This window comes from Bacteroides oleiciplenus YIT 12058 (genome assembly GCF_000315485.1).
Taxonomy (GTDB): Bacteria; Bacteroidota; Bacteroidia; order Bacteroidales; family Bacteroidaceae; genus Bacteroides; species Bacteroides oleiciplenus.
Map to the genome: position 1 here is coordinate 220,233 of NZ_JH992940.1, position 26,021 is coordinate 246,253.

The following is a 26,021-nucleotide window of genomic DNA, read 5'->3' on the forward strand; positions in this document are numbered from 1 at the left end:
AAAGGTAGGAGAGGTGAACGTAGGTTGTACCCGTAACGGGGTGAAGTGTCCTTATTGGAAGGTGAAGTGTCGGAAACTGAGAGTGAAAATCAGTTATCTTTTCATTTCGCCTCTTTTTTGCTTGGCTTGTGCTTCTTCTGAGGGTTTGATGGTCTCTTGCATGTTCAGCGAATCACGTTTGTTTTCTGTCTCAATGCCGGGCTGTTCTGTTTCTGAATTTCGCTTGTCTTGTTCCTGTTGCAACCGTTTCAGTTTCCACTTATTCCAAAACATCAGTTCTTTCCAACGATTGAAGTCTTTCTTGAAGACGATACCTATACCTTGCGTTGTCAGGTTGGTTCGAGTGTAGTAGCGGTCATTGGTTTCATTATATGCTTTCAGCCGTATGTCTCCGCTACGGTTTACGAGCCATTCAGCTTCGAAATCACCCACGAAGTTGGTATTTGCCAGTGGATTGTCGCGGTAGCCGAAGTTACCGTTGATGAGTAAGCGGTTGTTCAGCAACTGACCGGACAGCATGCCTTCAAACTCCATATCGGTCCAACCTTTTTCTCCGGTACTGAGGCTCGTACCGATATTCCAGTTGTTGCTGTTAATGATGCTCGAAAGTGCATTGTTCAATTGTCCCGAAAGGGTAGACGAAAGCACAGAAGTCATCATATTCGAGTTCTGAGTACCACCCACATTTTCCGGCGGATAGAACTTGCCGATGCCCAGTAAGTAGAGTATCTGCATATTCATCTGCTCGTCCGTAGGGATATAGTTACGGATAAGTGCCTGCACTTCGTCCCGTTCATTGGGCACCTCCAGACTCAGTTTGATGTCCGGAGAAGTCAGTTGCCCTGTCAGGTTCATTATACAGTTTACTTTGATATTTGTCTGAACCCCGTAGGTGTCTGCATTCGGTACCAGATCGTTTAGTGAAGCGGAGTTCACTGTGTAGCTTGCCTGAATGTCCATAGTGGCATCCAGTGGGCGACCATTGAAGTTGATGGTACTTCCATCTTTGATGGTAAAGTCTTTGCGTATAACTTCCTGCAAACTGAATTTATAGACTCCCTGGCTAATGCGATAATTGCCGAACATCTTTACATCGTCACCTTTATTATAGAATTCCGTGCGGATATTTCCCGAACCTCGTCCGCTGATGTAATCACCGCCGATAGGATCCATGACAATACGCATTGTTGCATTAGGAGTGGCTTCAACAAGCAGATTGAGACGAATATCCGTTTGGTTCTCTTCTTCTTTACGTATTTCTTGTTGTGCCTGCTCATAGTCGGAAGTCAAGCTTATAGAATCCAGTACGGCACGGCGTGGCGTTTTATCCACAAACTTGATGAACTGATTACTGGCAGCTGAGGATACATTATCTTTTATATAGACGAAGTTAGTGTTACGATTGGTGGTCATGGCTACGTCAATGTTGACGCCATCCCGGGCATTGCCTGCTATCAGAGTGCTGCCTGTACCGTAGACAGTTCCGTAGAAAGGAAAATCCAGCGATTCCTTCGTATTCATCACCAGCATGTCATTCATCTCAAACTGGAAACGGTATTCCAGGTTTTTGAAATGTTCGTAATGCAAATAGCCGTTCACGCGTCCCTGATTGCCATGTGGGTCAAAAATGCGATTATCGTGGAAAGTCAGTCCGTTGGGCTCTATGCGGATACTATCTTTTATGAAGAAAGTCGTATTCAGAACATCCACCTTCATGGAGGCATCGCCAAATACGCTACCTTGCATGGTGAGACCTTTGAATTTGCCATAGAAATGTACATTACCGCTGGCACGTCCATTAAATTCCGGAGTGATGCTACTCATAAAGTATTCTATGAATTTCAGATTGGTGCTGTCGGCTTCAATCTGCAAATCGAGCGCACTTTTGGGTTTTATGGGGTATATGTAGCCGGATACATGAGTTTTGGCAATGTCTTTCTCTCGGATATGGGCATCAAGGTAGATACCTTCCACTTCATGATGCCATTCTCCATGGATATTGGCATCGCCCAGCAAACCATCATTCAGTCCGAGTCTTCGGATGAAGAGGTCAGTGTACATGACAGGCTTCTTTAAGACTCCGCTGGCGTATGCAGGGCCAGTGGCTTCGCCTTGGAAGTTGACCCCGAGGTCGGCAATGTCGAACACATAACCTATATTGATGTCTTTCAAATCCAGGCGAACCGTATCTCCAGGCTGTTCCGAGATGACACCGTTAATGCGGAGATGCCGGTCTTTATGGCTGAAATAGAAGTCATTGATATGGACCTTGCCGGAGTCGATAACCACTTGCGACGGATGTATTTCCCACAACGTATCGTTCAGGATGATATCCGTCTTTTGAACATCGACAACGGTTCTTAATGGCGGAACTCCTTTGCCTGAACGGATATGCTTATTATCCTGCTCTCCGGCTTGTGTCCGGATGAAGTGTGCGGCAGCAGCCAATTTACCGCTATATGTGACGATGCTACTGTTGCCCCAGTTCAAAGAGGTTTGGATAATATCATCTTTGGCTTGGGCTTCTAACGCTACGTTTATCGCACCTGTCGGCTTGCGGTTGCTGAACCGTACACGTGCATGGAATTTATCACCGGGATTCTCACACAATATCATGCCGGATTCAATGAATTTATCTCCGTAGCGCAGGCGTGGGAAGTATCCTTCCACTCGCAGGCGCTGTGCTTTATCATTGAAGTATCCTTTAAGGGTGGAAAGTGTGTAGACCTTAACTGGAATGTTGAATAGGGTAGAGAATAGATCCGTATTAGAGATATTCACATCAAAATGGAAGTTATTCTCGCTTTCTATCTGTTGCTTATCCGGCAATATCAGAGCAGGGATATATCTTCGCATAATATTCAGCACACTGGCAGGAAGTGTACGATAAGAATAATCCCCTTCAATGCTTGCATTCAGGAAATTAGATGTTATTTTCAGTTGCTTGTGTGACTCATCTCTCCGTGTGGCGGCTATTTTCAGGTTATCCAGAAAATAGTTCTTGTCTGGTGCTGTGAATTGCAGGCTGTCGATATTGATTTCTCCATTCATTTCATCAATGGAGCCACCGGTGAAATCGGCTGTCAGTTGAACGGAGAGTTCTGTATCTTCATAGTTGGGCGTCAGGTGCAGCTCGTGAGGGCGCACTTTACGGATATTCGCGTGGAAATTAAAAGTCGGTACGTGGCTGGCAGTATTGATGTTGCCATTCAGCAGTACAGAACCATTTTCATCATCCAATGCCACTTTCCCGTTGAAGCCACCTTGTTTGTATTCTCCATCAAGGGTAATGTTTTCATAGGTATAATCGCTGTAGTCGATGGATGCGATCAATCCTTTCATCACAATGGAAGGATATTGTTTTTCGTAATGACTGCCTTCTACATTCAGGTTGAAGGTCACTTTCCCAAGCTTTTCGTTAGCCAACATGTTGCCTAATTCAAATTCTTCGGTTTTCACAGCTCCCGAATAAGCAAAGTAGCCTTTTTCCTTGTTGGAACTTAACTTTAAGTCGGTCTTGATGGAGCCAATATCGGTATGCACCAAACCATAAGTAACGATGTCTGTGAAATACCCCGATACTTCTCCGCGGAACGAAATAGTCCCCAATCGTTGCAATATCGGTGGAACACCTTCGTAGTTCCTGCTCAGATTGCGGACAAAAAAAGCAACCCCTTCCGGGTCGGCATAGAGGTTGGAAAGGTTACCAAACACGAAAGCATCCTGAGGACGGGATAAATCCTGCAAAGAAACATCTCCTCTCAAATGGAAATGTTGATTTCCTGTAATGGACAGGTGCGGACAGTTTAACTGGTTGATGGTGCCGTTAGTCTCTACTGCTATCCGCAATTTCTCCCTGAAAGGGGAAAATGCAGGCACAAATGCTGCCAGGTCGCAAAGAGCAACATCCGAAGGTAGCATGCGGAATGAGAAGTGTACATCATTGGCAAAATTATTGAAAGCTCCCAGACTGTCATATTCCATACGTATGGTGTCCATCGCAAGCGAAGTATTCGGCAAATCAATAGCAAAGTTCTCAATATTCATTTTTTGATTGTTCGCTACAATCTTAAGACTCAACTTCCTAAGTTCGAAGCCGGAATTTCCCTCTTCAATGCTCAAACGCTTGATAGCTGCATTGATGGAGTCGCTTTGTAGCGCTTTCAACGAGATATTAGCAATGATATTGCGCAACTGAATATGTTGTGCATTGAACTTTCCCGGTGTCTCCTCGGCAGACAGTACATTATAAGACATTCTGCCGCGTCGTATCAATAATGAATTGATGCGTAAGTCCAGATTACTTTCTTTCTTAATGGTATCTTTTGAGGCGAATGCGTCAAGCACGAACTGGAAATTAGGGATGTCTTCCGGTGTTTTTTTCTCCAGATTGATATTGAAACCAAACAACTGTACATTACTGATTGATATTTTTCCCTTGAATAGGGGCAATATATCAAATTTGGCAGAGAGACGAGATACTTTCAACATCTCTTTGCCGGATTGGTCGTTCAACAGTAAATCGTCAACAATGATGCGGTTCAGTAATCCCATATTTATCCGCCCAATAGTCAATTGTGTACCCAGTACATCCGATAATTCGTTCGCAACGAGCACAGACATCTGCCGTTGAACGTAAGGAATGTTCAACAACAATATAGTCCCGATATACAAACTTAGTATAATACCGAGCACCCAGCGAACTGTCTTTTTTAACTTTCTGATAGGCGGTTTGTTTGAATTAGCCAACAAAAATATGAAATAATACGTTATCAATCGTACTTTTATCATTACTTTTGCAGCGTTTAAACGTAAATAACGATATGAGTACAATAATTTTAGGAATAGAAAGTTCTTGCGACGACACTTCAGCCGCCGTTATCAAAGATGGGTATTTACTATCGAATGTGGTTTCCAGTCAGGCAGTACATGAAGCCTATGGTGGTGTGGTTCCTGAATTAGCTTCACGTGCGCATCAGCAAAACATTGTTCCGGTAGTTCACGAGGCGCTGAAACGTGCCGGAGTGGCAAAAGAGGAACTGAGTGCAGTTGCTTTTACAAGAGGTCCGGGGTTGATGGGTTCTTTACTGGTAGGCGTATCGTTTGCTAAAGGTTTCGCTCGTTCTTTGGGTATTCCTATGATAGATGTTAACCACTTGACAGGACATGTGTTAGCTCATTTTATTAAAGCAGAAGGTGAAGAGAATATTCAGCCGGAATTCCCCTTCCTTTGTTTGCTCGTTTCAGGAGGAAATTCGCAGATAATTTTGGTGAAGGCATACAATGATATGGAAATTTTAGGGCAGACTATTGATGATGCCGCAGGTGAAGCCATTGACAAATGTTCCAAAGTTATGGGGCTGGGGTATCCTGGTGGTCCGATTATTGATAAACTGGCTCGCCAAGGCAATTCAAAAGCCTTTACTTTCAGTAAACCTCATATCCCCGGGCTGGATTACAGCTTCAGTGGATTGAAGACTTCTTTCCTTTATTCCCTGCGTGACTGGATGAAGGACGACCCCGATTTCATCGAACATCATAAGGTGGATTTGGCGGCTTCGCTCGAAGCTACTGTTGTTGATATCTTGATGGATAAACTGCGTAAAGCGGCTAAAGAATATAAGATAAAAGAAGTAGCCGTAGCCGGTGGGGTTTCTGCTAATAACGGCCTTCGTAATGCTTTCCGTGAGCATGCTGAGAAGTATGGATGGAAGATATTTATCCCTAAATTCAGTTATACTACGGATAATGCCGCGATGATTGCCATTACCGGATACTTCAAATATCAGGATCAGGATTTTTGTTCGATAGATGCACCGGCTTACTCGCGCGTCACGTTACAATAAAAGGAATTTTAGAACAGTATTTTGTTTGCACCGTACCCGGTCCGTGTCAAAGCCGTATCAAGGCCGTATCAAGTCTAAGCGTATAGATACGGAGCAAACACGGACTTGATACGGTTCGGGTAATATGAATAGGAAAAATAGAACAAAATACTGGACTATATTTAATAAGGTATATGAAACTGGAAGAAAAAATAGGTGAATTGCTGAAAGAGAAGAATTTGTCCCTTTCCACCGCAGAAAGTTGCACCGGAGGAAGTATTGCAGCTTTGGTAACCTCTGTTCCGGGAAGTTCAGAATACTTTAACGGAGGAGTTGTGGCATATTCTAATGAAGTGAAGATGTCTCTGCTCCATGTTTCGGCCGAAACACTGGAAAAGTATGGAGCCGTCAGTCGTGAAACGGTGACTGAAATGGCAAGAGGTGCGATGAAAGCGCTGAAAACAGATTGTGCTGTTGCCACATCGGGAATTGCCGGACCGGGAGGAGGTACGCCGGAAAAGCCTGTAGGTACTGTATGGATTGCCGCTGCCTATAAAAATGAAATTGTAACTTTCAGGCAGGATGGAGATGATGGAAGAGACGGAAATGTGCAAAAAGCTGTTCAAAATGCTCTAATGATGCTTTGTGAGTGCTTAAAATGAAGAAAAATTGCTATCATACAGTGAATTATTTTATGAAAAACTTGTTTGGTATCGATAAAAGTACTTACTTTGCGCTCTGTTTGAAATAAGTATAGATAAAAACTATAAAAATAAGATAGAAATGTCGAAGATTTGTCAAATTACCGGAAAGAAAGCCATGATTGGCAACAATGTTTCACACTCAAAGAGAAGAACAAAGAGAACCTTTGATTTGAACTTGTTTAACAAAAAGTTCTACTATGTAGAGCAGGACTGCTGGATCAGCCTTAGCATTTGCGCTAACGGTCTGCGTATTATTAATAAGAAAGGACTGGACGCTGCTTTGAACGACGCAGTAGCTAAAGGTTATTGTGATTGGAAAAGCATTAAAGTAATTGGCTAAAAAGTAGAGGAGAATACTGATTATGGCAAAGAAAGCAAAAGGTAACAGAGTACAGGTGATTCTGGAATGCACAGAACACAAAGATAGCGGTATGCCGGGAACTTCTCGTTATATCACTACAAAGAATAGAAAGAATACAACTGAAAGATTGGAATTGAAGAAATATAATCCGATTTTGAAGAGAGTAACAGTACATAAAGAAATTAAATAATAAGTATAACCCATGGCAAAGAAAACTGTAGCAAGTTTGCACGAAGGTTCTAAAGAAGGTCGTGCTTATACAAAGGTTATCAAAATGGTTAAGTCACCAAAGACTGGTGCTTATACTTTTGATGAACAAATGGTATTGAACGAAAAAGTACAAGACTTTTTCAAGAAATAAGATAGTCCGTCGAAAGACGTTTGATTATAAAATCCCCTTATCGCATTTCGATAAGGGGATTTTTTTTATACTTTATTCCCATACTTTCGTTACTTTGTTATATCTTTGTGGAATAATGTACTGTATAAACAAATAGGATATGGGATTTTTTAGTTTTTTCTCGAAGGAAAAGAAAGAAACATTAGATAAAGGATTGTCTAAGACGAAGGAAAGTGTATTCGGAAAGATTGCCCGCGCTGTGGCAGGAAAGTCGAAAGTGGATGACGAAGTGCTTGATAATCTGGAAGAAGTATTGATAACCTCGGATGTGGGCGTGGAAACTACGTTAAACATAATTGAACGTATAGAGAAGCGTGCTGCGGCTGAAAAATATATGAATGCGCAAGAGCTGAATACCATTTTGCGCGATGAAATCGCTGCTTTATTGACAGAGAACAATTCGGATGATGTGGCCGATTTTGAAGCGCCGGTTGAAAAGAAACCTTACGTCATAATGGTGGTGGGAGTGAACGGTGTTGGTAAAACAACGACTATCGGCAAGTTGGCTTATCAATTCAAGAAGGCGGGTAAAAGCGTTTATTTGGGGGCGGCGGATACTTTCCGCGCAGCGGCCGTTGAACAGTTGGATATTTGGGGTGGACGGGTAGGAGTGCCTGTTATTAAGCAAAAGATGGGTGCTGACCCGGCTTCTGTGGCTTATGATACCTTGAACTCTGCTGTTGCCAATAATGCCGATGTAGTCATTATTGATACTGCCGGACGTCTTCATAATAAGGTTGGCTTGATGAATGAGCTGACTAAGATTAAGAATGTAATGAAGAAAGTGGTTCCCGATGCTCCTGATGAGGTATTGTTGGTTCTGGACGGTTCCACCGGACAAAATGCGTTTGAACAAGCTAAACAGTTCACTTTGGCAACGGAAGTAACCGCGATGGCTATTACGAAATTAGATGGTACCGCCAAGGGGGGTGTCGTTATCGGCATCTCCGATCAGTTTAAAATCCCTGTGAAATATATCGGACTTGGCGAAGGAATGGAAGACTTACAGGTATTCCGTAAGAATGAATTTGTTGACTCATTGTTTGGAGAGAATGCATGAAACGGAAAACTATTGATATTATCACCTTAGGGTGCTCTAAAAACTTAGTGGACTCGGAACATTTGATGCGCCAGTTGGAAGAAGCTGGATATCATGTGACTCATGATACGGAAAAGCCAGAGGGGGAGATTGCTGTTATTAATACTTGCGGTTTCATTGGTGATGCGAAGGAGGAATCCATTAATGTGATTCTGGAATTTGCACAGGCGAGAGAAGAAGGAGAGCTGGAAAAACTTTATGTAATGGGTTGTCTTTCTGAACGTTATTTGAAAGAACTGGCTATTGAAATTCCGCAGGTAGATAAATTCTACGGTAAATTCAACTGGGCGGAGTTGTTGCAGGATCTTGGTAAGGCTTATCACGAAGAACTTCATATTGAGCGTACGCTTACTACCCCTAATCATTATGCATACCTGAAAATCTCAGAAGGTTGCGATAGAAAATGCTCATATTGTGCTATTCCTATTATTACGGGGAAGCATGTGTCGCGTCCGATAGAAGAGATACTGGATGAGGTGCGTTATCTGGTGGCTAAAGGGGTGAAAGAATTCCAGGTTATTGCCCAAGAGCTTACGTATTATGGCGTGGACTTGTATAAGAAACAAATGCTGCCCGAGCTTATAGAGCGTATTTCTGAAATTCCCGGCGTGGAGTGGATACGGTTGCATTATGCTTATCCGGCACATTTTCCTACAGATTTGTTCAGAGTGATGCGTGAACGTCCTAATGTATGTAAGTATATGGATATTGCTCTTCAGCATATCAGTGATTCGATGCTGGAGAAGATGCGTCGTCATGTGACTAAGGAAGAGACCTATCATTTGTTGGAGCAATTCCGCAAAGAAGTACCGGGGATTCATCTGCGTACGACTTTGATGGTGGGGCATCCCGGAGAAACGGAAGCTGATTTTGAGGACTTGAAAGAGTTTGTTCGGAAGGTTCGTTTCGATAGAATGGGAGCTTTTGCCTATTCGGAAGAGGAGGGCACTTATGCGGCGGCACATTATGAAGATGAAATTTCCCAGGAAGTGAAACAAGCGCGTTTGGATGAATTGATGTCCATCCAACAGGGGATTTCTGCCGAATTGAGTGCAGCAAAGGTAGGGCAACGCATGAAAGTGATAATAGATCGCTTGGAAGGCGATTATTACGTGGGTCGTACAGAATTTGATTCTCCTGAGGTAGACCCGGAAGTTTTGATAGAGCAAAATGGGCAAACGTTGCTTATAGGTAACTTTTACCAGGTAGAGATAATAAATTCCGATGATTTCGACCTTTTTGGGCGGGTAATTTAAATATTTTTCCCGAAGAATTTGTGTATATGCGGAAGTTTTGCTAATATAGCACCGAACTTTATAAAAATATTTGGATTTTGAATAATAAAGAGTTTACTTCAGAACTGTCACGAAGATTAGGATATACCATAAAGGATACATCCGAGCTGATTGCATCTTTGCTGTCGGACATGACGCAACAGTTGCAAGAAGGGAACGTTATTTCTGTGCAAGGTTTCGGTACTTTTGAGGTAAAGAAGAAGGCTGAACGTATCACTATTAATCCTACAACGAAATTGCGTATGTTGATTCCACCCAAGTTGGTGTTGAATTATAGGCCCAGTAGTGCTCTGAAGGATAAATTTAAGTAACCCTGTCTCACTCCAAGTAATCTCCATAGTTATGAATGAAAAACTGAACATACAGAATTTGATAGAACTGCTTGCCGAAAAGCATGGCATGGACAAGAAAGATGCCGAGAGTTTCGTGAAAGAGTTTTTCCAGTTGGTTGAAGAGTCGCTGGAAACTGACAAGTATGTGAAGATTAAAGGTTTGGGCACATTTAAACTGATAAATGTAGAGAATCGTGAAAGTGTGAATATAAATACAGGGGAACGGTTTGAAATACAGGGGCATACTAAAGTCTCATTTACTCCGGAACCGACTCTGAAAGATTTAATAAATAAGCCTTTCTCGCACTTTGAGACAGTAGTGCTGAATGATGAAACAGTGCTGGAAGATACACCAGTGGAAAGTCATTCTGAAGAGGAGGAAGAAAAGGAAAATGAAAATTTAGCAGAGCAAACTGCCGAAACACTGATTTCTGCGTCAGAAGAACCCATAAAGAGCGCAGAACTGCCTGTAAATGAAATGGAAGCGCCTGTTGAAATAGAAGAGGTGCCTACTGAAATAGAAGAAGTAGTTGTTAAAGAAGAAACTATTGAAATAGAAGAAAAATCGATAGCGGTCGTTGAAGAAACAACTCTGGTAGTGGAAGAAGAATCTGACTTTTCGTCCGCAGAAACTATTGTTCAGTCTGATGAACCTGTTATAGAATCTCTAGTAGAGCAACAAGAGGAAGATAAGGTGCCTACTTATGAGATACCTAATGTTGATGTATCATTGCCGCCTGTAGATAAGCCGGATAGTTCTACCATGAAATTCTTCATTGGCATTGTAGTTCTTGTAGTTGTGTTGTGTGTAGGTGCTGTGACTTTTATGTATTATCCGGATTTGTTTGATAGGTCTGCACCGCCTGCTGAAAAAGTAGCTGATGGAAAGGCGGAAAAACCAGTGTCTCCTGTTGTCTTGACGGATAGTATTGTTCGGAAAGATACAACTTTGGTTGCAAAAGCAGATACAGTTGCGGAAGTTGTTACATCGAAACCCGCTGCATCAGAGCCTGTAATAGCGTCGAAGCCGACTGCTGCTACACAGGAGCCAGTTGCTCAAAAGGAAATTTCTGCAACTTCCTCCAAGAAAGATAATAAGAAGGCAGCTCCTTTTGAACCTGATTCTGTGAACTATAAGATAGTAGGAACAAAGACGACCTATACTATAGCGGAAGGAGAAACTTTGACGAAAGTTGCACTCCGTTTCTACGGAACCAAAGCGCTTTGGCCGTATATCGTGAAATATAACCCAGATGTTATTAAGAATCCGGATCACGTGCCTTACGGAACCGTAGTCAAGATACCGGAGCTTGTGAAGAAATAACAGAAAATATTGCACCCCTGTAAGTTGCCCCCTGCGTCACTTGCAGGGGTGAATTGTAATTTATCCCTATTTGCAAAATTGAAAATCTTTTTAGAAACTATTGCTAACTACTAAACTCTATGAAAGTAGTTTAATCTAATTGTTTTTTAATAAAAATTAGTTGGTATGGTTAATTTATTCCTGTACTTTTGGGAGCGAAAAAAATAATTACCAGTAGTATACTGGATAACCAACGGAATTTAAACAATAAAAAATAATGTATTTATGGCTGAAACAATTGATATCCGCGAACTGAATGAGCGGATTGAAAGACAAAGTTCTTTCGTTACCAACCTTACTACTGGCATGGACCAGATTATCGTAGGACAAAAACATCTGGTAGAGTCATTGTTAATCGGTTTGCTATCCGACGGACACGTATTGCTGGAAGGTGTGCCCGGTTTGGCAAAGACATTGGCCATCAAAACGTTGGCTTCCCTAATTGATGCACAATATAGTCGTATACAGTTTACGCCTGATTTGCTGCCTGCCGACGTTATTGGTACAATGGTTTACAGCCAGAAAGATGAAACTTTCCAGGTTAAGAAAGGTCCTATTTTTGCCAACTTTGTTCTTGCGGATGAAATTAACCGTGCTCCGGCTAAAGTGCAGAGTGCTTTGCTTGAAGCGATGCAGGAGCGTCAAGTAACTATTGGTAAGGAAACATTCTTGTTGCCCGAACCTTTCCTCGTACTTGCTACGCAGAATCCTATCGAACAGGAAGGTACTTATCCGTTGCCCGAAGCACAGGTAGACCGTTTCATGCTGAAAGTAGTCATTGACTATCCGAAGATGGAAGAAGAAAAACTGATTATCCGTCAGAATATTAACGGTGAGAAGTTCAATGTGAAACCTATCCTGAAAGCAGAGGAAATCATGGAAGCCCGTAAGGTAGTTCGCCAAGTGTATCTGGACGAAAAGATTGAACGCTACATTGTAGATATTGTGTTCGCCACTCGTTATCCGGAGAAATATGATTTGAAAGACCTGAAAGATATGATCGGTTTTGGTGGTTCACCCCGTGCTTCTATCAATTTGGCATTGGCTGCCCGTACTTATGCTTTCATCAAACGTCGCGGCTATGTTATTCCTGAGGATGTACGTGCTGTGGCTCACGACGTATTGCGTCATCGTATCGGTTTGACGTACGAAGCAGAGGCCAGCAATCTGACTTCTGACGAAATCATTAGCAAGATACTGAATAAGGTTGAAGTACCTTAATGTAAGAATCTTTGAAATAGCTTTTGAAAGCTATTAATAAACGTTGCCAACGTTTTTAAAGAATCTTGCTGACGTTTTTAAAGAACGCCGCAGGTATTTATTAACGGAATTATTCTACTATATAAATGGAAACAAGTGAACTGTTAAAAAAAGTCCGTCAGATTGAAATCAAGACGCGAGGATTATCCAACAATATCTTTGCGGGCCAGTATCATACGGCCTTCAAGGGTAGAGGTATGGCTTTTTCCGAAGTGCGTGAATATCAGTTTGGCGACGATATACGCGACATCGACTGGAACGTGACCGCACGCTTCAACAAACCTTACGTGAAGGTGTTTGAAGAGGAGCGCGAACTGACTGTGATGTTGCTGGTGGATGTTTCCGGTAGTTTGGAATTCGGTACGGTGAAGCAGATGAAAAAGGATATGGTGACGGAGATTGCGGCTACGCTGGCATTCTCGGCCATACAGAACAACGATAAGATCGGGGTTATCTTTTTCTCTGACCGGATAGAGAAGTTTATTCCGCCGAAGAAAGGGCGAAAGCATATCTTGTATATCATCCGCGAACTGATTGATTTCAAAGCGGAAAGTCGGCGTACGGATATCCGTCTCGGATTGGAATACCTGACGAACGTAATGAAACGTCGCTGCACGGCATTCCTTTTGTCTGACTTTATCGATCAGGGGAACTTCAAGAATGCAATGACTATTGCCAACCGGAAACATGATGTGGTTGCTATCCAGGTATATGACCGTAGGGTAGAGGAACTACCAGCTATCGGCCTGATGAAAATTAAAGATGCTGAAACCGGACATGAACAGTGGATTGACACTTCATCACGTGCCGTTCGTCGTGCCCATCATGATTGGTGGGTGGACAAACAGGTAGAGTTGCATGAAGCATTCACTAAGAGTAATGTTGATAATGTGTCGGTACGTACCGATCAGGACTACGTCAGAGCATTGATGAATTTGTTTGCGAAACGAAATTAATCGGAAAAATGAAAAAATATCTATTTCTGATAACCCTATTGGGCATATTGACCGGCAAGGCTGTGGCACAGTCGGTGACAGTGGATGCTACCATAGATTCCCTGCAAATATATATTGGTGATCAGGCGAAGATTAAACTTCAAGTGGCGCTGGATGCGGACAAACGGGCTATTTTCCCTGTTTATACGGATACGCTGGTACGTGGAGTGGAAATTATAGACGTTGCAAAGGCGGATACGCAGTATATAAATGATAATAAGCGAATGCTGATTACGCAGGAATATACTGTAACGTCATTTGACTCGGCATTGTATTATTTGCCGCCGATGGAAGTAATGGTGGATAATAAAGCATACCGCTCGAAGGCATTGGCGCTGAAAGTCTACTCGATGAATGTGCCGTTGGATCCTGAAAATCCGGAGCAGTTCTTTGGACCTAAAACAGTGATGCAAGCTCCGTTCGTGTGGGAAGATTGGTATGGAATTATCACTTGTGGGATACTGCTCATTCCACTTGCGTTGTTGCTTATCTATCTGATTATGCGTATTTGTGACAATAAGCCGATCATACGTAAGGTGAAAGTGGAACCAAAGTTGCCACCGCATCAGCAGGCGATGAAAGAGATAGAACGTATTAAGAGCGAAAAAGTATGGCAAAAGGGCCAATCGAAAGAGTACTATACGGAGCTGACTGACGCTTTGCGTACTTATATCCGAGGGCGTTTTGGCTTCAATGCGTTGGAGATGACTTCTTCGGAAATTATAGAAAAGTTGTTGGAAATGGAGGATAAAGAGGCTATTGCTGATTTACGCACTCTCTTCCAGACTGCTGACCTAGTGAAGTTCGCTAAGCATGCTCCGCTGATGAATGAAAATGACGCGAATCTGATTAATGCTATTGATTTTATCAATGAAACAAAAGAGGTAGAAGCTGAGAACGTAAAACCTCAACCAACTGAAATCACTATCATTGAGAAACGTTCGTTGCGTACTAAGATATTGCTGGGCATAGGCATTGCTGTATTGACAGCTTCCTTGATTGGTGCGCTCACTTATATTGGAATGCAGTTATACAGCTATTTTGCTTAATTGCAGAATCAGCGGTAACTTCAATCGTAAATTGTAAATTGTTAAATAGTAAATACAATGGTTTTTGCCAATATTGAATATTTGTTTTTGCTGCTGTTGCTTATACCTTATATAGTATGGTATATCATGAAGCGGAAGAATAATGAAGCGACACTTCAGATTTCGGATGCACGTGTGTATGCGCATACGCCAAAGAGCTATAAGAACTATTTGTTGCATGTGCCTTTTATGCTGCGTATTGTTGCTTTGGCATTGATTATTGTGGTGCTGGCGCGTCCTCAAACTACGAATAGCTGGCAAAACAGTGAAATTGAAGGTATCGATATCATGCTGGCTATCGACGTATCTACCAGTATGCTGGCAGAGGACTTGAAACCGAATCGTCTGGAAGCAGCGAAAGATGTGGCGGCGGAGTTTATCAATGGTCGTCCTAATGATAACATCGGTATTACATTATTTGCAGGTGAAAGTTTCACGCAATGTCCGCTGACAGTGGACCATGCCGTGTTGCTAAATTTATTTCAGGGTATTAAGAGTGGTATCATTGAAGATGGAACAGCAATCGGTATGGGTATTGCCAATGCGGTGACCCGTCTGAAAGATAGTAAAGCAAAGTCTAAAGTCATCATCCTGCTGACGGACGGTACAAACAATAGAGGAGATATTTCTCCGCTGACAGCAGCAGAGATAGCCAAGAGTTTTGGTATCCGTGTTTACACTATTGGTGTAGGTACGAATGGTATGGCACCTTATCCTTATCCTGTGGGTAATACGGTGCAGTATACCAATATGGCGGTTGAGATTGATGAAAAGACACTGACGCAGATTGCTGCCACTACGGAAGGAAATTATTTCCGTGCTACCAGTAACTCTAAGTTGAAAGAAGTGTATGAGGAAATTGATAAGTTGGAAAAAACCAAGTTAAATGTAAAAGAGTATAGCAAGCGGCAAGAAGAATATCGTTGGTTTGCTTTGGCTGCATTCTTGTGTGTGTTGCTCGAAGTGTTGATCCGCAACTCTATTTTGAAGAAGATACCTTAAAAACAATGCGTTAATTGTAAATTACTAAATTGTAATAGAAAGATGTTTCGATTTGAAGAACCTACATATTTATACCTGTTGCTCCTGTTGCCTCTTTTGGCGGCTTTCTATCTGTACTCCAATTTCCGGAGACGGAAAGCAATCCGCAAGTTTGGTGACCCGGTGCTGATGGCACAACTGATGCCGGATGTATCCAAGTATCGTCCGGATGTGAAGTTTTGGTTAGTGTTTGCTGCAATCGGACTGTTTGCAGTATTGTTGGCACGTCCACAGTTTGGCTCCAAACTGGAAACTGTGAAGCGTCAGGGAGTGGAAGTGATGATTGCATTGGATATATCTAACTCCATGTTGGCGCAAGATGTGCAACCCAGCCGTTTGGAAAAGGCGAAAAGGCTGGTTGCACAGTTGGTGGATAGGATGGAGAATGATAAGGTTGGCATGATTGTGTTTGCCGGGGATGCTTTTACGCAGTTGCCTATTACGAGCGATTATATTTCTGCCAAGATGTTTTTGGAGTCCATTAATCCGTCGCTGATATCAAAACAGGGTACTGCAATCGGGGCGGCAATCAATCTGGCGACACGTAGTTTTACACCTCAGGAAGGAGTAGGGCGCTCTGTGATTGTTATTACTGATGGTGAGAACCATGAAGGTGGTGCGGTAGAAGCTGCTAAAGCTGCTGCAGAGAAAGGTATTCAAGTCAACGTTTTGGGCGTAGGTATGCCTGACGGTGCTCCCATTCCTGTAGAAGGAACGAATGATTTCCGTCGTGACCGTGAAGGAAATGTAGTTGTAACTCGACTGAATGAGCAGATGTGTCAGGAGATAGCTCAGGCGGGAGATGGAATTTATGTGCGTGTAGATAATTCGAATGCTGCACAAAAGGCGATTACTCAGGAAATTAATAAAATGGCGAAAGCGGATGTGGAAACACAGGTTTACACAGAGTTCAATGAACAATTTCAGGCCGTTGCATGGATTATTCTGTTGCTGCTATTGGCTGAAATGCTGATTCTGGAACGTAAGAACCCGTTATTCCGTAATATCCATTTGTTTAAAAAGGAAGAAAGGTATGATGATGAGAAATAAAACTATCGGAATTATCTTGCTGCTATTGACGGCTGTTTCGGTTTCTGCACAGAAAGCGGAACGTGATTTTATTCGTAAGGGAAACCGTGCGTATAAGGATAGTACGTATGTGAATGCTGAAGTAAATTATCGCAAGGCAATTGATGTTAATCCGAAATCAACGGTTTCCATGTATAATTTGGGCAATACGCTTATGCAACAAAATAAATTGCAGGAAGCTATGGAACAGTATGTTGCTGCCACTAAAATGGAGAAGGATAAGAGCAAACTTGCTCAAATCTATCATAATATGGGGGTAATATTTCATTCTGGTAAAGATTATGCGAAAGCAGTGGAAGCATATAAGGAGTCGTTGCGTAATAATCCGAAAGATAACGAAACACGCTATAATTTGGCTCTGGCTCAGAAAATGTTGAAAGATCAGGAACAAAACCAACAAAATCAAGACCAGAATCAGGATCAGAATAAACAGGATCAGGAAAAAGAGCAAGATAAAGACAAGCAAGACCAGAATAAACAAGACCAGCAAAACCAGGACCAACAACAGCAACCACAGCAACCACAAGACAATCAAATGTCGAAGGAGAACGCTGAGCAGCTCTTGAAGTCGGTTATGCAGGACGAAAAGGATGTACAGGATAAGGTGAAGAAGCAACAAGTTATTCAGGGCGGTCGCTTAGAAAAGGATTGGTAAATAATAAAAGATACGATAATATATGAGAAAATTAATTTTCTTATGGATAGCACTGATTGCAGTCAGTTTACAGGCTTTTGCCGATGAGAAAGTGTCATTTTCCGCGTCAGCTCCTGATGCAGTAGCGGTAGGTGACCAGTTTCGGCTGACATATACAGTGACTACACAGAAGGTAAGAGATTTCCGTGCTCCCTCTATCAAGGGATTTGATGTATTGATGGGACCTAGTCGTTCGCAGCAAAGTAGTGTGCAGATTATTAACGGGGTATCAACTTCGACCAGTAGCATCACCTTCACTTATATTCTGATGGCTACAACGGAAGGTAGTTTCACCATTCCGGGTGCTACAATTACGGCCGATGGTAATCAAATGATATCTAATTCAGTGCATGTCAAAGTGCTTCCGGCAGACCAAGCGGGAGCAGCGGCATCCTCAAGTGGAAGTAGTGGTGCTCAGCAAGGTAGTAATGCTAGCCGTGCTTCTTCTGGAGCTTCTGTCTCTAATCAGGATTTGTTTATTGCGGCTACTGCAAGTAAAACCAATGTATATGAGCAGGAAGCTTTCCTGTTGACTTATAAAATCTATACTTTGGTTGATTTGCAACGCTTTGATAATGTGAAACTTCCTGATTTCAAAGGGTTTCATTCACAGGAAGTAGAACTTCCGAATGATAGAAGATGGAGTTTGGAACATTATAAGGGTAGAAATTATCAAACTACCATTTATCGTCAGTTTGTACTGTTTCCACAACAATCTGGCAATTTGACCATTGAACCGGCGCGTTTTGATGCTTCTATTGCAAAAGCTACCCAAGTGTCAGACCCATTTGAAGCCTTTTTTAATGGGGGCAGCAATTATATTGAAATAAAGAAGACGTTAACTACCCCTAAGCTGACAATTGATGTTAAGCCATTGCCGGAAGGTAAGCCTGCCGATTTCTCTGGTGGAGTGGGAGAGTTCAGTATTTCTTCTTCCATCAATAGCACTAATGTGAAGACAAACGATGCTATTACCATTAAACTTGTGATTTCTGGTACAGGTAATTTAAAGTTGATAGGTGATCCGGAGATCAAGTTTCCAGATGATTTTGAAGTGTATGACCCCAAAGTTGACAATAAGTTTCGTTTAACAAATGCAGGGCTATCGGGTAGTAAAGTGATTGAATATCTGGCTATTCCGCGCAATGCTGGTACGTTTAAGATACCAGCTGTTAAATTCAGCTATTTCGATATCAAATCCCATTCCTACAAGACACTGACTACAGAGGAATATGAATTGCATGTAGAGAAGGGTGAAGGTAATGCTGCACAGACTATCGCAAATTTCACTAATAAAGAAGATTTGAAAATCCTGAATGAAGATATTCGTTTCATCAAGCAAAATGATGTGACTCTTTCTCAAAAGGGCGATTTCTTCTTTGACTCTATGGTGTATTGGTTGCTCTATTTGGTACCTGGTGTTGTATTTATCATATTCTTTATTGTTTATCGTAAACAGATAGCTGCTAATGCCAATGTGGCTAAAATGCGTACAAAAAAGGCGAATAAGGTTGCTGTTAAGCGTATGAAGTTGGCAGGTAAGCTATTGGCTGAAAATAAGAAAGATGTTTTTTATGATGAGGTATTGAAGGCTCTTTGGGGATATATTAGTGACAAACTGAATATCCCGGTTTCACGACTCTCTAAAGACAATATTGAAGAGGAGCTTCGTAAATATGGAGTAGAAGATGCTTTGATTAAAGAGTTCCTAGTAGCACTGAATGATTGTGAATTTGCCCGTTTTGCTCCTGGTGATGATAATCAGGCTATGGATAAGGTTTATTCAGCCTCATTGGCGGTGATAAGTAAAATGGAGAATTCGATTAAACATTAATTAGGAGGTTATATGATGAAAAAGATATTGTTTTTGACCCTCGGCCTGCTTATGGCGATGACCTCTTTTGGACAGGCTGATACATTGCAAAATGTAAATGATTCAGTTTTATTAGTAGGTTCTCACTCAGAATTCTCAGCAACAAAGCAAGAGAATAGTGTGACAAAAGCAGAAGGAGATAGTGCATATTTGAAGAATGATTATGCTTCTGCCATTCAGATATATGAAGCTTTGTTGAAGGATGGAGAAGCTGCTGAAGTATATTATAATTTAGGAAACAGCTATTATAAAGCTGGTGATATAGCAAAGGCTATTTTAAATTATGAGCGTGCCTTACTGATGCAACCTGGTAATGCTGATATCCGTGCGAATCTGGAAATAGCTCGTGCAAAAACAGTTGATAAAGTAATTCCGGTAGCTGAAATCTTTTTTGTATCCTGGACAAAATCGTTGATTAATTGTTTGAGTGTGGATGTTTGGGCAAAAGTAGGTATTGTTGGTTTCTTCTTATTGCTGATATCTCTTTATTTCTTTTTCTTTTCCAGACAGGTTGTATGGAAAAAGATTGGTTTCATCACAGGAATAGTATTTCTGGTACTGGTCATATTAGCAAATGTTTTTGCCTTCCAGCAAAAAAGTGAATTATTGAATCGTAACAATGCTATTGTCTTAACTCCGAGTGTAACGGTGCGCAGTACTCCTAGTGAGAGTGGCACCAGTTTGTTTATATTGCATGAAGGGCGAAAGGTAGAAATTAAAGATAACTCTATGCGTGAGTGGAAAGAAATCCGCCTAGAAGATGGTAAAGTAGGGTGGGTGCCTGCATCATCTGTAGAGGTCATCTAATAGCTATAATTTTTTCATAGTAAGATAGTTAATAATAGGAAAGAAACCTGTTAAAAGAGAAAGTATCAATGCTCTTTTAACAGGTTTCTTTTATTTTGTAAAAAAGACACCAAAAATGTTTGTTTTATCTTTTTTTTTCCTTAAGTTTATAGCGTGATAAGTAAAACTCACAGAGTTATTAACCATTAAATTTATAAATATGAGAACAATAACATTTAATGAACTTCGCAGAATTAAAGACTCGTTACCCACTGGTAGTATGCATAGAATAGCCGATGAGCTCGGACTGAACGTCGATACAGTTAGAAACTTCTTTGGGGGACACAATTTCAAAGAAGGTAAGAGTGTTGGAATACATTTGGAGCCTGGTCCTGATGGCGGTTTGGTGATGTTGGACGACACTACAGTTCTTGATAGAGCTCTCAAAATACTAGATGAGATGAATGCTAATGCTGAGCCTGTTCGAGCTTAAGAAAAGAAAGTAAAAATGAATCCCAATTGATAAACAAACAATTGGGATTTCTTATTTGTTTATAAAGTAAAAACAGTTGATTATGGAAGACAAGTTAGTAACCTTAGCCATTCTGACTTATGCCAAAGCTCAGATATTGAAAAATGTACTTGAGAATGAAGGTATCGAGACTTATATTCACAATGTAAATCAAATACAACCTGTAGTATCTTCGGGTGTGCGCTTACGTATAAAAGAAAGTGATTTACCACGTGCACTGAAGATTACTGAAAGCTCTGCCTGGCTATCTGAAGAGGTAGTGGGAGGGAAGTCACCTAAAGTGGAGAAAGAGAGCAATAAGGTCTTAGTTCCTGTCGACTTCTCTAATTATTCGATGAAAGCATGTGAATTTGGTTTTAACTTTGCTCAAAATATGGGTGCAGAAGTAGTATTATTACATGTCTACTTTACACCGATTTATACTACTTCATTGCCTTATGGAGATGTCTTTAATTACCAGATTACGGATGAAGAGAATGTGAAAAATATACTACATAAAGTCCATGAGGATTTAAATGCTTTATCGAATAAGGTGAAGGAAAAAGTGGCTTCAGGAGAATTCCCAAATGTGAAATATAGCTGTGTATTGCGTGAAGGTATTCCTGAAGAAGAAATCCTTCGATATTCAAAAGAATATCGACCACGTATTGTTATTATGGGTACCCGTGGTAAAAATCAGAAAGATATTGACTTGATTGGTAGTGTAACGGCTGAAGTTATTGAGCGAAGTCGTATGCCGGTTTTGGCCATACCAGAGAATACTCCATTTAAACAATTGGCTGAAGCTAAACGCATTGCATTTATCACCAATTTTGATCAACGGGACTTAATTGCATTTGATTCATTGATTGCTGCTTTGAAACCATTTCATTTCTCTGTATCTTTAATTCATTTATCGGATGTTAAAGATACATGGAATGAAATCAAATTAGGTGGTATTAAAGAATACTTCCAAAAACAGTATCCGGATTTAGAAATACATTATGATGTTGTGATGAATGATGATTTCTTAAATAGCTTAGATAACTATATAAAAACGAATCATATTGATATTATCACATTAACAACATATAAACGGAATATCTTTTCCCGCTTATTTAATCCAGGAATTGCACGGAAGATGATTTTTCATTCTGATACGCCGCTATTGGTTATTTATGGGCGTCCAAGTTAAAGAAAATAACGCCTGCATTTTAAATTAATAATCGGTATTATGTTTAATACAAAATGATATTATTCTTCATATCTAATTATTACTTCCCCATTTTATAAAGAGATTCAGAGAAAAAAATAAAAACTAAAAAGCCTAGTCAACACTGAAGTGACTAGGCTTTTTAGTTTTTATACCTAGGCTTTTTTAATTCACCATTTTTTCAATTTCTTCAAATTCCGGTCCCATATCCAGATTATAGTATACTCGATACAAACCATTCATCCATAAATCTTTTTGGTCCGGTTTCAATTCTCTTGCTTTTTCATAGCAAGGTTTTGCCTTTTCATAAAAAGCTTTCAAAGTAGCTTGATCTTCCTTGTATTTCGGATCATTAACATCTGCACTTGCTTTCTCAGAAAAGTCTTGTGCTTGCAAACAGTAGATCAAACCTAAATTGGAATATGCTTCTGCATAAGTAGGATCTATATCTGTTGTTTTTTGGTAATATTCAACAGCTTTATTAAGTGCATCTGCAGCCTCTTGATCCTTCTTTTCATTCTTTAGGTTAGTATACATATTGTGATAAAGATATCCTTTTACATATAGATAGAATGTATTATTCGGATCTTTTTCCAACATACCATCAGCAAATTGCATAGCCTCGTCATATTTATTATTGTTGCTATAATAATCAATCAGATGACCAAAGAAGAATGAATGTTGCGGATATTTCTGCAAACCTTCTTTTAAGGAAGCAACCCATTTAACAGTATCACCTTGTGCTTTTAAGGCTGTAGAGATGAACTCCATAGCATATTGACCTACTTCTTTATCATTCTGGGCATACGGAGCATACTTCAAAACGCTCGGATAATCTTCCATTTTAGCAGCAGCCAAGCTTGCGTAATACGCAATCTGAGGCAAGATAGTATCTGTTTGCAAGAAGTTTTCTTTCTCAAACATTGGACTCTGAGCTGTTTCAATGTAAGTTCCAAAGAAATCTAACGCCTCTTTGTTCTTCTCCAGATTATAGTATTGAATACCACCATTGATTAAGTTAGGCCGTTCTGCAATAATAGCAGCAGAATTAGCTTTCCTGTATTTATTTTTAATTTTTCCCTTTTCGTTCGGAACCTGTGCTAATTCATCGCACTTAAGGTAGTATTTACACATGTTCAATGCACTATTATATACCTTAAGTGTATCGTAAGGTTTTCTTAAATAAGCATTTTCCATTTGCTTTTCATTACTTCTTTTTTGAATAAAGCCTGCTACATCCCAAGTCTCAGCATTATCCTTTGTTTCAGGATTAGTTAAGGCTTGATTGATGAGCTGTTCGGCCTTATTAAAGTCCGGATTCACTTCATTCGCAATGCTTTTAGCTTCTTTCACAGTCTTTTCCTGAGCGAAAGTGAAGCCTGCAGCGAGCAATAAAATCACTGAAAATAATACTCTTTTCATGATAAATGTAAAATTAAAATTAATATTATGTCTATTCTTCATCTCCATTATTTATTTCACTTTCAGAGCTGTAATCCTCCTCCTCTCCTTCTGCAGTTTCACTTATGGATACTATTGGAGATACCGGAGACGTCTCATCTATATCAACTGGTATTTCGTCTTCCAAACTTTCGGAAGTAACTTTGCATACTGAACCGATTTCATCGTTTCTCTTTTCAAGATTAATCAAACGAACACCTTGTGTGGCACGGCCCATAATACGAACATCAGCTACTTTTAGACGAATAGTAATACCCGACTTATTAATTATCATCAAGTCATTATCATCTGTTACTGACTTGATTGTTACCAATTTACCTGTTTTATCAGTGATATTCATAGTCTTCACGCCCTTACCACCACGATTTGTTTTGCGATAGTCTTCAATATCAGAACGCTTACCATAACCTTGTTCAGAAACGACCATGATGGTTTCTGTTTCAAGATCTTTAATGCAAATCATTCCCACTACTTCATCCTGTCCGTCTTCATCAAGTGTCATACCACGTACACCTGTTGCAGTACGTCCCATAACGCGTACAGCATTTTCGTGGAAACGAATAGCGCGTCCATTGCGGTTGGCTATGATAATTTCATTGTCTCCGTTAGTCATACGTACTTCAATAACACGGTCATCTTCACGGATAGTTATAGCGTTTACACCATTCTGACGAGGACGTGAATATTGTTCAAGCAATGTTTTCTTGATGACGCCATTTTTAGTACAGAAGAAAACATAATGACTGTTAATAAACTCTTGATCAGAAAGGTTCTTCACACGCAAATATGCATTTACAGCATCGTCAGAGTCAATATTCAGCAAATTCTGAATAGCGCGTCCCTTTGAGTTCTTGGTACCTTCAGGTATTTCATATACTTTGAGCCAGTAGCACTTGCCTTTCTGAGTAAAGAACATCATGGTATTGTGCATGGTTGCTGGATATATGTGCTCGATGAAGTCTGCATCGCGAGTATCTGTACCCTTAGAGCCCACTCCACCGCGGTTTTGAGCTCGGAACTCGCTCAATGGCGTACGCTTGATATATCCCATATGTGAAATGGTGATAATCATTTCATCGTCTGCATAGAAATCTTCTGGATTAAATTCTTCAGATGAATATACGATTTCTGAACGCCGTTTGTCTCCATATTTGGCTTTTACTTCAATTAATTCATCTGTAATGACTTTGCGACAAAGATCGTCATTTGAGAGTATTTCTTCATAATAAGCAATTTGCTTCATTACTTCTTCATATTCGGCATGAAGCTGATCTTGCATAAGTCCGGTCAATTGGCGCAGACGCATCTCTACGATAGCACGGGATTGGATTTCAGTTAATTGGAAGCGCTCAATTAAGCCTGCAATGGCATCATTAGGAGTTTTAGCCGCACGGATGATACGAATCACTTCATCAATATTATCTGATGCGATAATTAAACCTTCCAGAATGTGGGCACGTTCTTTTGCTTTACGCAAATCATATTGAGTACGACGGATGACTACTTCGTGACGATGTTCCACGAAGTATTTGATCATGTCCTTCAGGTTCAGCAGACGGGGACGTCCGTGTACCAGTGCTACGTTATTTACGCTGAAAGATGTCTGCAATAGAGTCATCTTATAAAGCTTGTTCAGAACTACACTGGCATTGGCATCGCGTTTAATATCAATAACAATACGCATACCTTCGCGGTCAGATTCGTCATTGGCATTGGAGATACCTTCAATCTTTTTATCGTTAGCCAGATCTGCGATATTTTTAATTAATTCAGCCTTATTGACACCATACGGAATTTCTGTGATGACAATTTTGTCATGTGTGGAACTGGTTTCAATTTCTGCTTTAGCGCGCATGATGACACGACCACGGCCGGTAAGATAAGCCTCACGTACACCACTCATACCATATATATATCCTCCTGTTGGGAAGTCGGGAGCTTTCACATAGTTCATCAGCTCTTCTATTTCAATATCGTTATTTTCGATATATGCAACGCATGCATCAATAACTTCAGATAAATTATGTGTCGGCATATTGGTTGCCATACCTACTGCGATACCAGATGCACCGTTTACCAAAAGATTCGGAATACGAGTTGGCATTACAGTAGGTTCCTGCAAGGAGTCGTCGAAGTTGCTTTGCATATCAACGGTCTCTTTGTCAAGGTCTTGCATCATGTCTTCACCAATCTTTTGCAGACGGCACTCAGTGTAACGCATAGCTGCTGCGCTGTCACCATCCACTGAACCATAGTTACCTTGCCCGTCTACTATCAAGTAGCGCATTGCCCAAGGCTGTGCCATGCGAACTAGTGCACCGTAAACGGAAGAGTCACCATGTGGGTGATACTTACCTAATACTTCACCTACAACTCTGGCTGATTTTTTATAAGGTTTATCAGACGTATTTCCTAGTCCCATCATTCCGTAGAGAATTCTACGGTGGACAGGCTTAAAACCATCTCTAACATCCGGAAGGGCACGTGAAACTATGACCGACATGGAGTAGTCAATGTACGATGACTTCATTTCCTCCTCGATGTTAATCTTTATAATTCTGTCTTGTTCAAGCATTTAAAAAGATTATTAATTATACATACTTTGGTTCATGAAAAACCACGCTAAAGTAC

General features: G+C 40.8%; 22 protein-coding genes. 19 read left to right on the forward strand and 3 right to left on the reverse strand.

Annotation, left to right across the window (positions count from 1 at the left end):
* Window positions 1-93: 93 nt before the first annotated feature.
* Window positions 94-4,791 carry a translocation/assembly module TamB domain-containing protein gene (locus HMPREF9447_RS00845; protein WP_009127311.1) on the reverse strand — a complete coding sequence of 1,566 codons (4,698 nt, stop codon included), beginning with the start codon at window positions 4,789-4,791 and terminating at the stop codon, window positions 94-96.
* A 32-nt stretch (window positions 4,792-4,823) separates the two neighbouring features.
* On the opposite strand from HMPREF9447_RS00845, the gene tsaD reads away from it, so the two are divergent.
* The 19 genes from tsaD to HMPREF9447_RS00935 all read left to right on the forward strand — a co-directional run bounded on the left by tsaD (window position 4,824) and on the right by HMPREF9447_RS00935 (window position 21,911).
* Window positions 4,824-5,846, forward strand: coding sequence for a tRNA (adenosine(37)-N6)-threonylcarbamoyltransferase complex transferase subunit TsaD (gene tsaD, locus HMPREF9447_RS00850; protein ID WP_009127312.1), 1,023 nt, complete (start codon window positions 4,824-4,826; stop codon window positions 5,844-5,846).
* 173 nt (window positions 5,847-6,019) lie between these two features.
* Window positions 6,020-6,487 (forward strand): CinA family protein, encoded by a 468-nt coding sequence (locus tag HMPREF9447_RS00855; protein WP_009127313.1) that lies wholly within the window; start codon window positions 6,020-6,022, stop codon window positions 6,485-6,487.
* A gap of 121 nt (window positions 6,488-6,608) precedes the next feature.
* Complete coding sequence (rpmB, locus tag HMPREF9447_RS00860) at window positions 6,609-6,869, forward strand: 50S ribosomal protein L28 (RefSeq protein WP_007214256.1); 261 nt, start codon at window positions 6,609-6,611, stop codon at window positions 6,867-6,869.
* A 22-nt stretch (window positions 6,870-6,891) separates the two neighbouring features.
* Window positions 6,892-7,080: a 50S ribosomal protein L33 gene (gene rpmG / locus HMPREF9447_RS00865; RefSeq protein WP_002560155.1), complete on the forward strand. Its 189-nt coding sequence runs from the start codon at window positions 6,892-6,894 to the stop codon at window positions 7,078-7,080.
* Window positions 7,081-7,092: 12 nt separating this feature from the next.
* Window positions 7,093-7,251, forward strand: a complete 159-nt coding sequence (locus HMPREF9447_RS27570) for a DUF4295 domain-containing protein (RefSeq protein WP_007214255.1) — start codon at window positions 7,093-7,095, stop codon at window positions 7,249-7,251.
* 139 nt (window positions 7,252-7,390) lie between these two features.
* On the forward strand, window positions 7,391-8,350 hold the full coding sequence (gene ftsY / locus HMPREF9447_RS00870; RefSeq protein ID WP_009127314.1) for a signal recognition particle-docking protein FtsY: 960 nt from the start codon (window positions 7,391-7,393) through the stop codon (window positions 8,348-8,350).
* Window positions 8,347-9,645, forward strand: a complete 1,299-nt coding sequence (gene rimO / locus HMPREF9447_RS00875; RefSeq protein WP_009127315.1) for a 30S ribosomal protein S12 methylthiotransferase RimO — start codon at window positions 8,347-8,349, stop codon at window positions 9,643-9,645. The genes ftsY and rimO overlap by 4 nt, the downstream gene beginning before the upstream one ends.
* Window positions 9,646-9,722: 77 nt before the next feature.
* Window positions 9,723-9,995, forward strand: coding sequence for an HU family DNA-binding protein (locus tag HMPREF9447_RS00880; protein ID WP_009127316.1), 273 nt, complete (start codon window positions 9,723-9,725; stop codon window positions 9,993-9,995).
* Window positions 9,996-10,026: 31 nt separating this feature from the next.
* The gene (locus HMPREF9447_RS00885; protein WP_009127317.1) at window positions 10,027-11,340 is read left to right on the forward strand and encodes an HU family DNA-binding protein; all 1,314 of its coding nucleotides are present in this window, start codon (window positions 10,027-10,029) and stop codon (window positions 11,338-11,340) included.
* Window positions 11,341-11,604: 264 nt separating this feature from the next.
* Entirely contained in the window at window positions 11,605-12,600 is a 996-nt protein-coding gene (locus HMPREF9447_RS00890) for an AAA family ATPase (protein ID WP_009127318.1), read from the forward strand.
* 125 nt (window positions 12,601-12,725) lie between these two features.
* Window positions 12,726-13,595 carry a DUF58 domain-containing protein gene (locus HMPREF9447_RS00895; protein WP_009127319.1) on the forward strand — a complete coding sequence of 290 codons (870 nt, stop codon included), beginning with the start codon at window positions 12,726-12,728 and terminating at the stop codon, window positions 13,593-13,595.
* A gap of 8 nt (window positions 13,596-13,603) precedes the next feature.
* Window positions 13,604-14,683, forward strand: a complete 1,080-nt coding sequence (locus tag HMPREF9447_RS00900) for a hypothetical protein (RefSeq protein ID WP_009127320.1) — start codon at window positions 13,604-13,606, stop codon at window positions 14,681-14,683.
* A 57-nt stretch (window positions 14,684-14,740) separates the two neighbouring features.
* Window positions 14,741-15,724, forward strand: a complete 984-nt coding sequence (locus HMPREF9447_RS00905) for a vWA domain-containing protein (RefSeq protein ID WP_009127321.1) — start codon at window positions 14,741-14,743, stop codon at window positions 15,722-15,724.
* Window positions 15,725-15,766: 42 nt separating this feature from the next.
* Window positions 15,767-16,813 (forward strand): VWA domain-containing protein, encoded by a 1,047-nt coding sequence (locus tag HMPREF9447_RS00910; RefSeq protein WP_009127322.1) that lies wholly within the window; start codon window positions 15,767-15,769, stop codon window positions 16,811-16,813.
* Window positions 16,797-17,507, forward strand: coding sequence for a tetratricopeptide repeat protein (locus HMPREF9447_RS00915; RefSeq protein ID WP_009127323.1), 711 nt, complete (start codon window positions 16,797-16,799; stop codon window positions 17,505-17,507). The genes HMPREF9447_RS00910 and HMPREF9447_RS00915 overlap by 17 nt, the downstream gene beginning before the upstream one ends.
* 22 nt (window positions 17,508-17,529) lie before the next feature.
* Window positions 17,530-19,380: a BatD family protein gene (locus HMPREF9447_RS00920; protein ID WP_009127324.1), complete on the forward strand. Its 1,851-nt coding sequence runs from the start codon at window positions 17,530-17,532 to the stop codon at window positions 19,378-19,380.
* A gap of 15 nt (window positions 19,381-19,395) precedes the next feature.
* Window positions 19,396-20,226 carry a tetratricopeptide repeat protein gene (locus tag HMPREF9447_RS00925; RefSeq protein ID WP_187389030.1) on the forward strand — a complete coding sequence of 277 codons (831 nt, stop codon included), beginning with the start codon at window positions 19,396-19,398 and terminating at the stop codon, window positions 20,224-20,226.
* A 199-nt stretch (window positions 20,227-20,425) separates the two neighbouring features.
* Window positions 20,426-20,698 (forward strand): hypothetical protein, encoded by a 273-nt coding sequence (locus HMPREF9447_RS00930; protein WP_009127326.1) that lies wholly within the window; start codon window positions 20,426-20,428, stop codon window positions 20,696-20,698.
* An 82-nt stretch (window positions 20,699-20,780) separates the two neighbouring features.
* Window positions 20,781-21,911 (forward strand): universal stress protein, encoded by a 1,131-nt coding sequence (locus HMPREF9447_RS00935; RefSeq protein ID WP_009127327.1) that lies wholly within the window; start codon window positions 20,781-20,783, stop codon window positions 21,909-21,911.
* A gap of 183 nt (window positions 21,912-22,094) precedes the next feature.
* Here HMPREF9447_RS00935 and HMPREF9447_RS00940 read toward each other — a convergent pair whose 3' ends face one another.
* Window positions 22,095-23,399 (reverse strand): tetratricopeptide repeat protein, encoded by a 1,305-nt coding sequence (locus tag HMPREF9447_RS00940; protein ID WP_044137280.1) that lies wholly within the window; start codon window positions 23,397-23,399, stop codon window positions 22,095-22,097.
* Complete coding sequence (gyrA, locus tag HMPREF9447_RS00945; protein ID WP_009127329.1) at window positions 23,383-25,965, reverse strand: DNA gyrase subunit A; 2,583 nt, start codon at window positions 25,963-25,965, stop codon at window positions 23,383-23,385. The genes HMPREF9447_RS00940 and gyrA overlap by 17 nt, the downstream gene beginning before the upstream one ends.
* Between the last annotated feature and the right edge of the window lie 56 nt (window positions 25,966-26,021).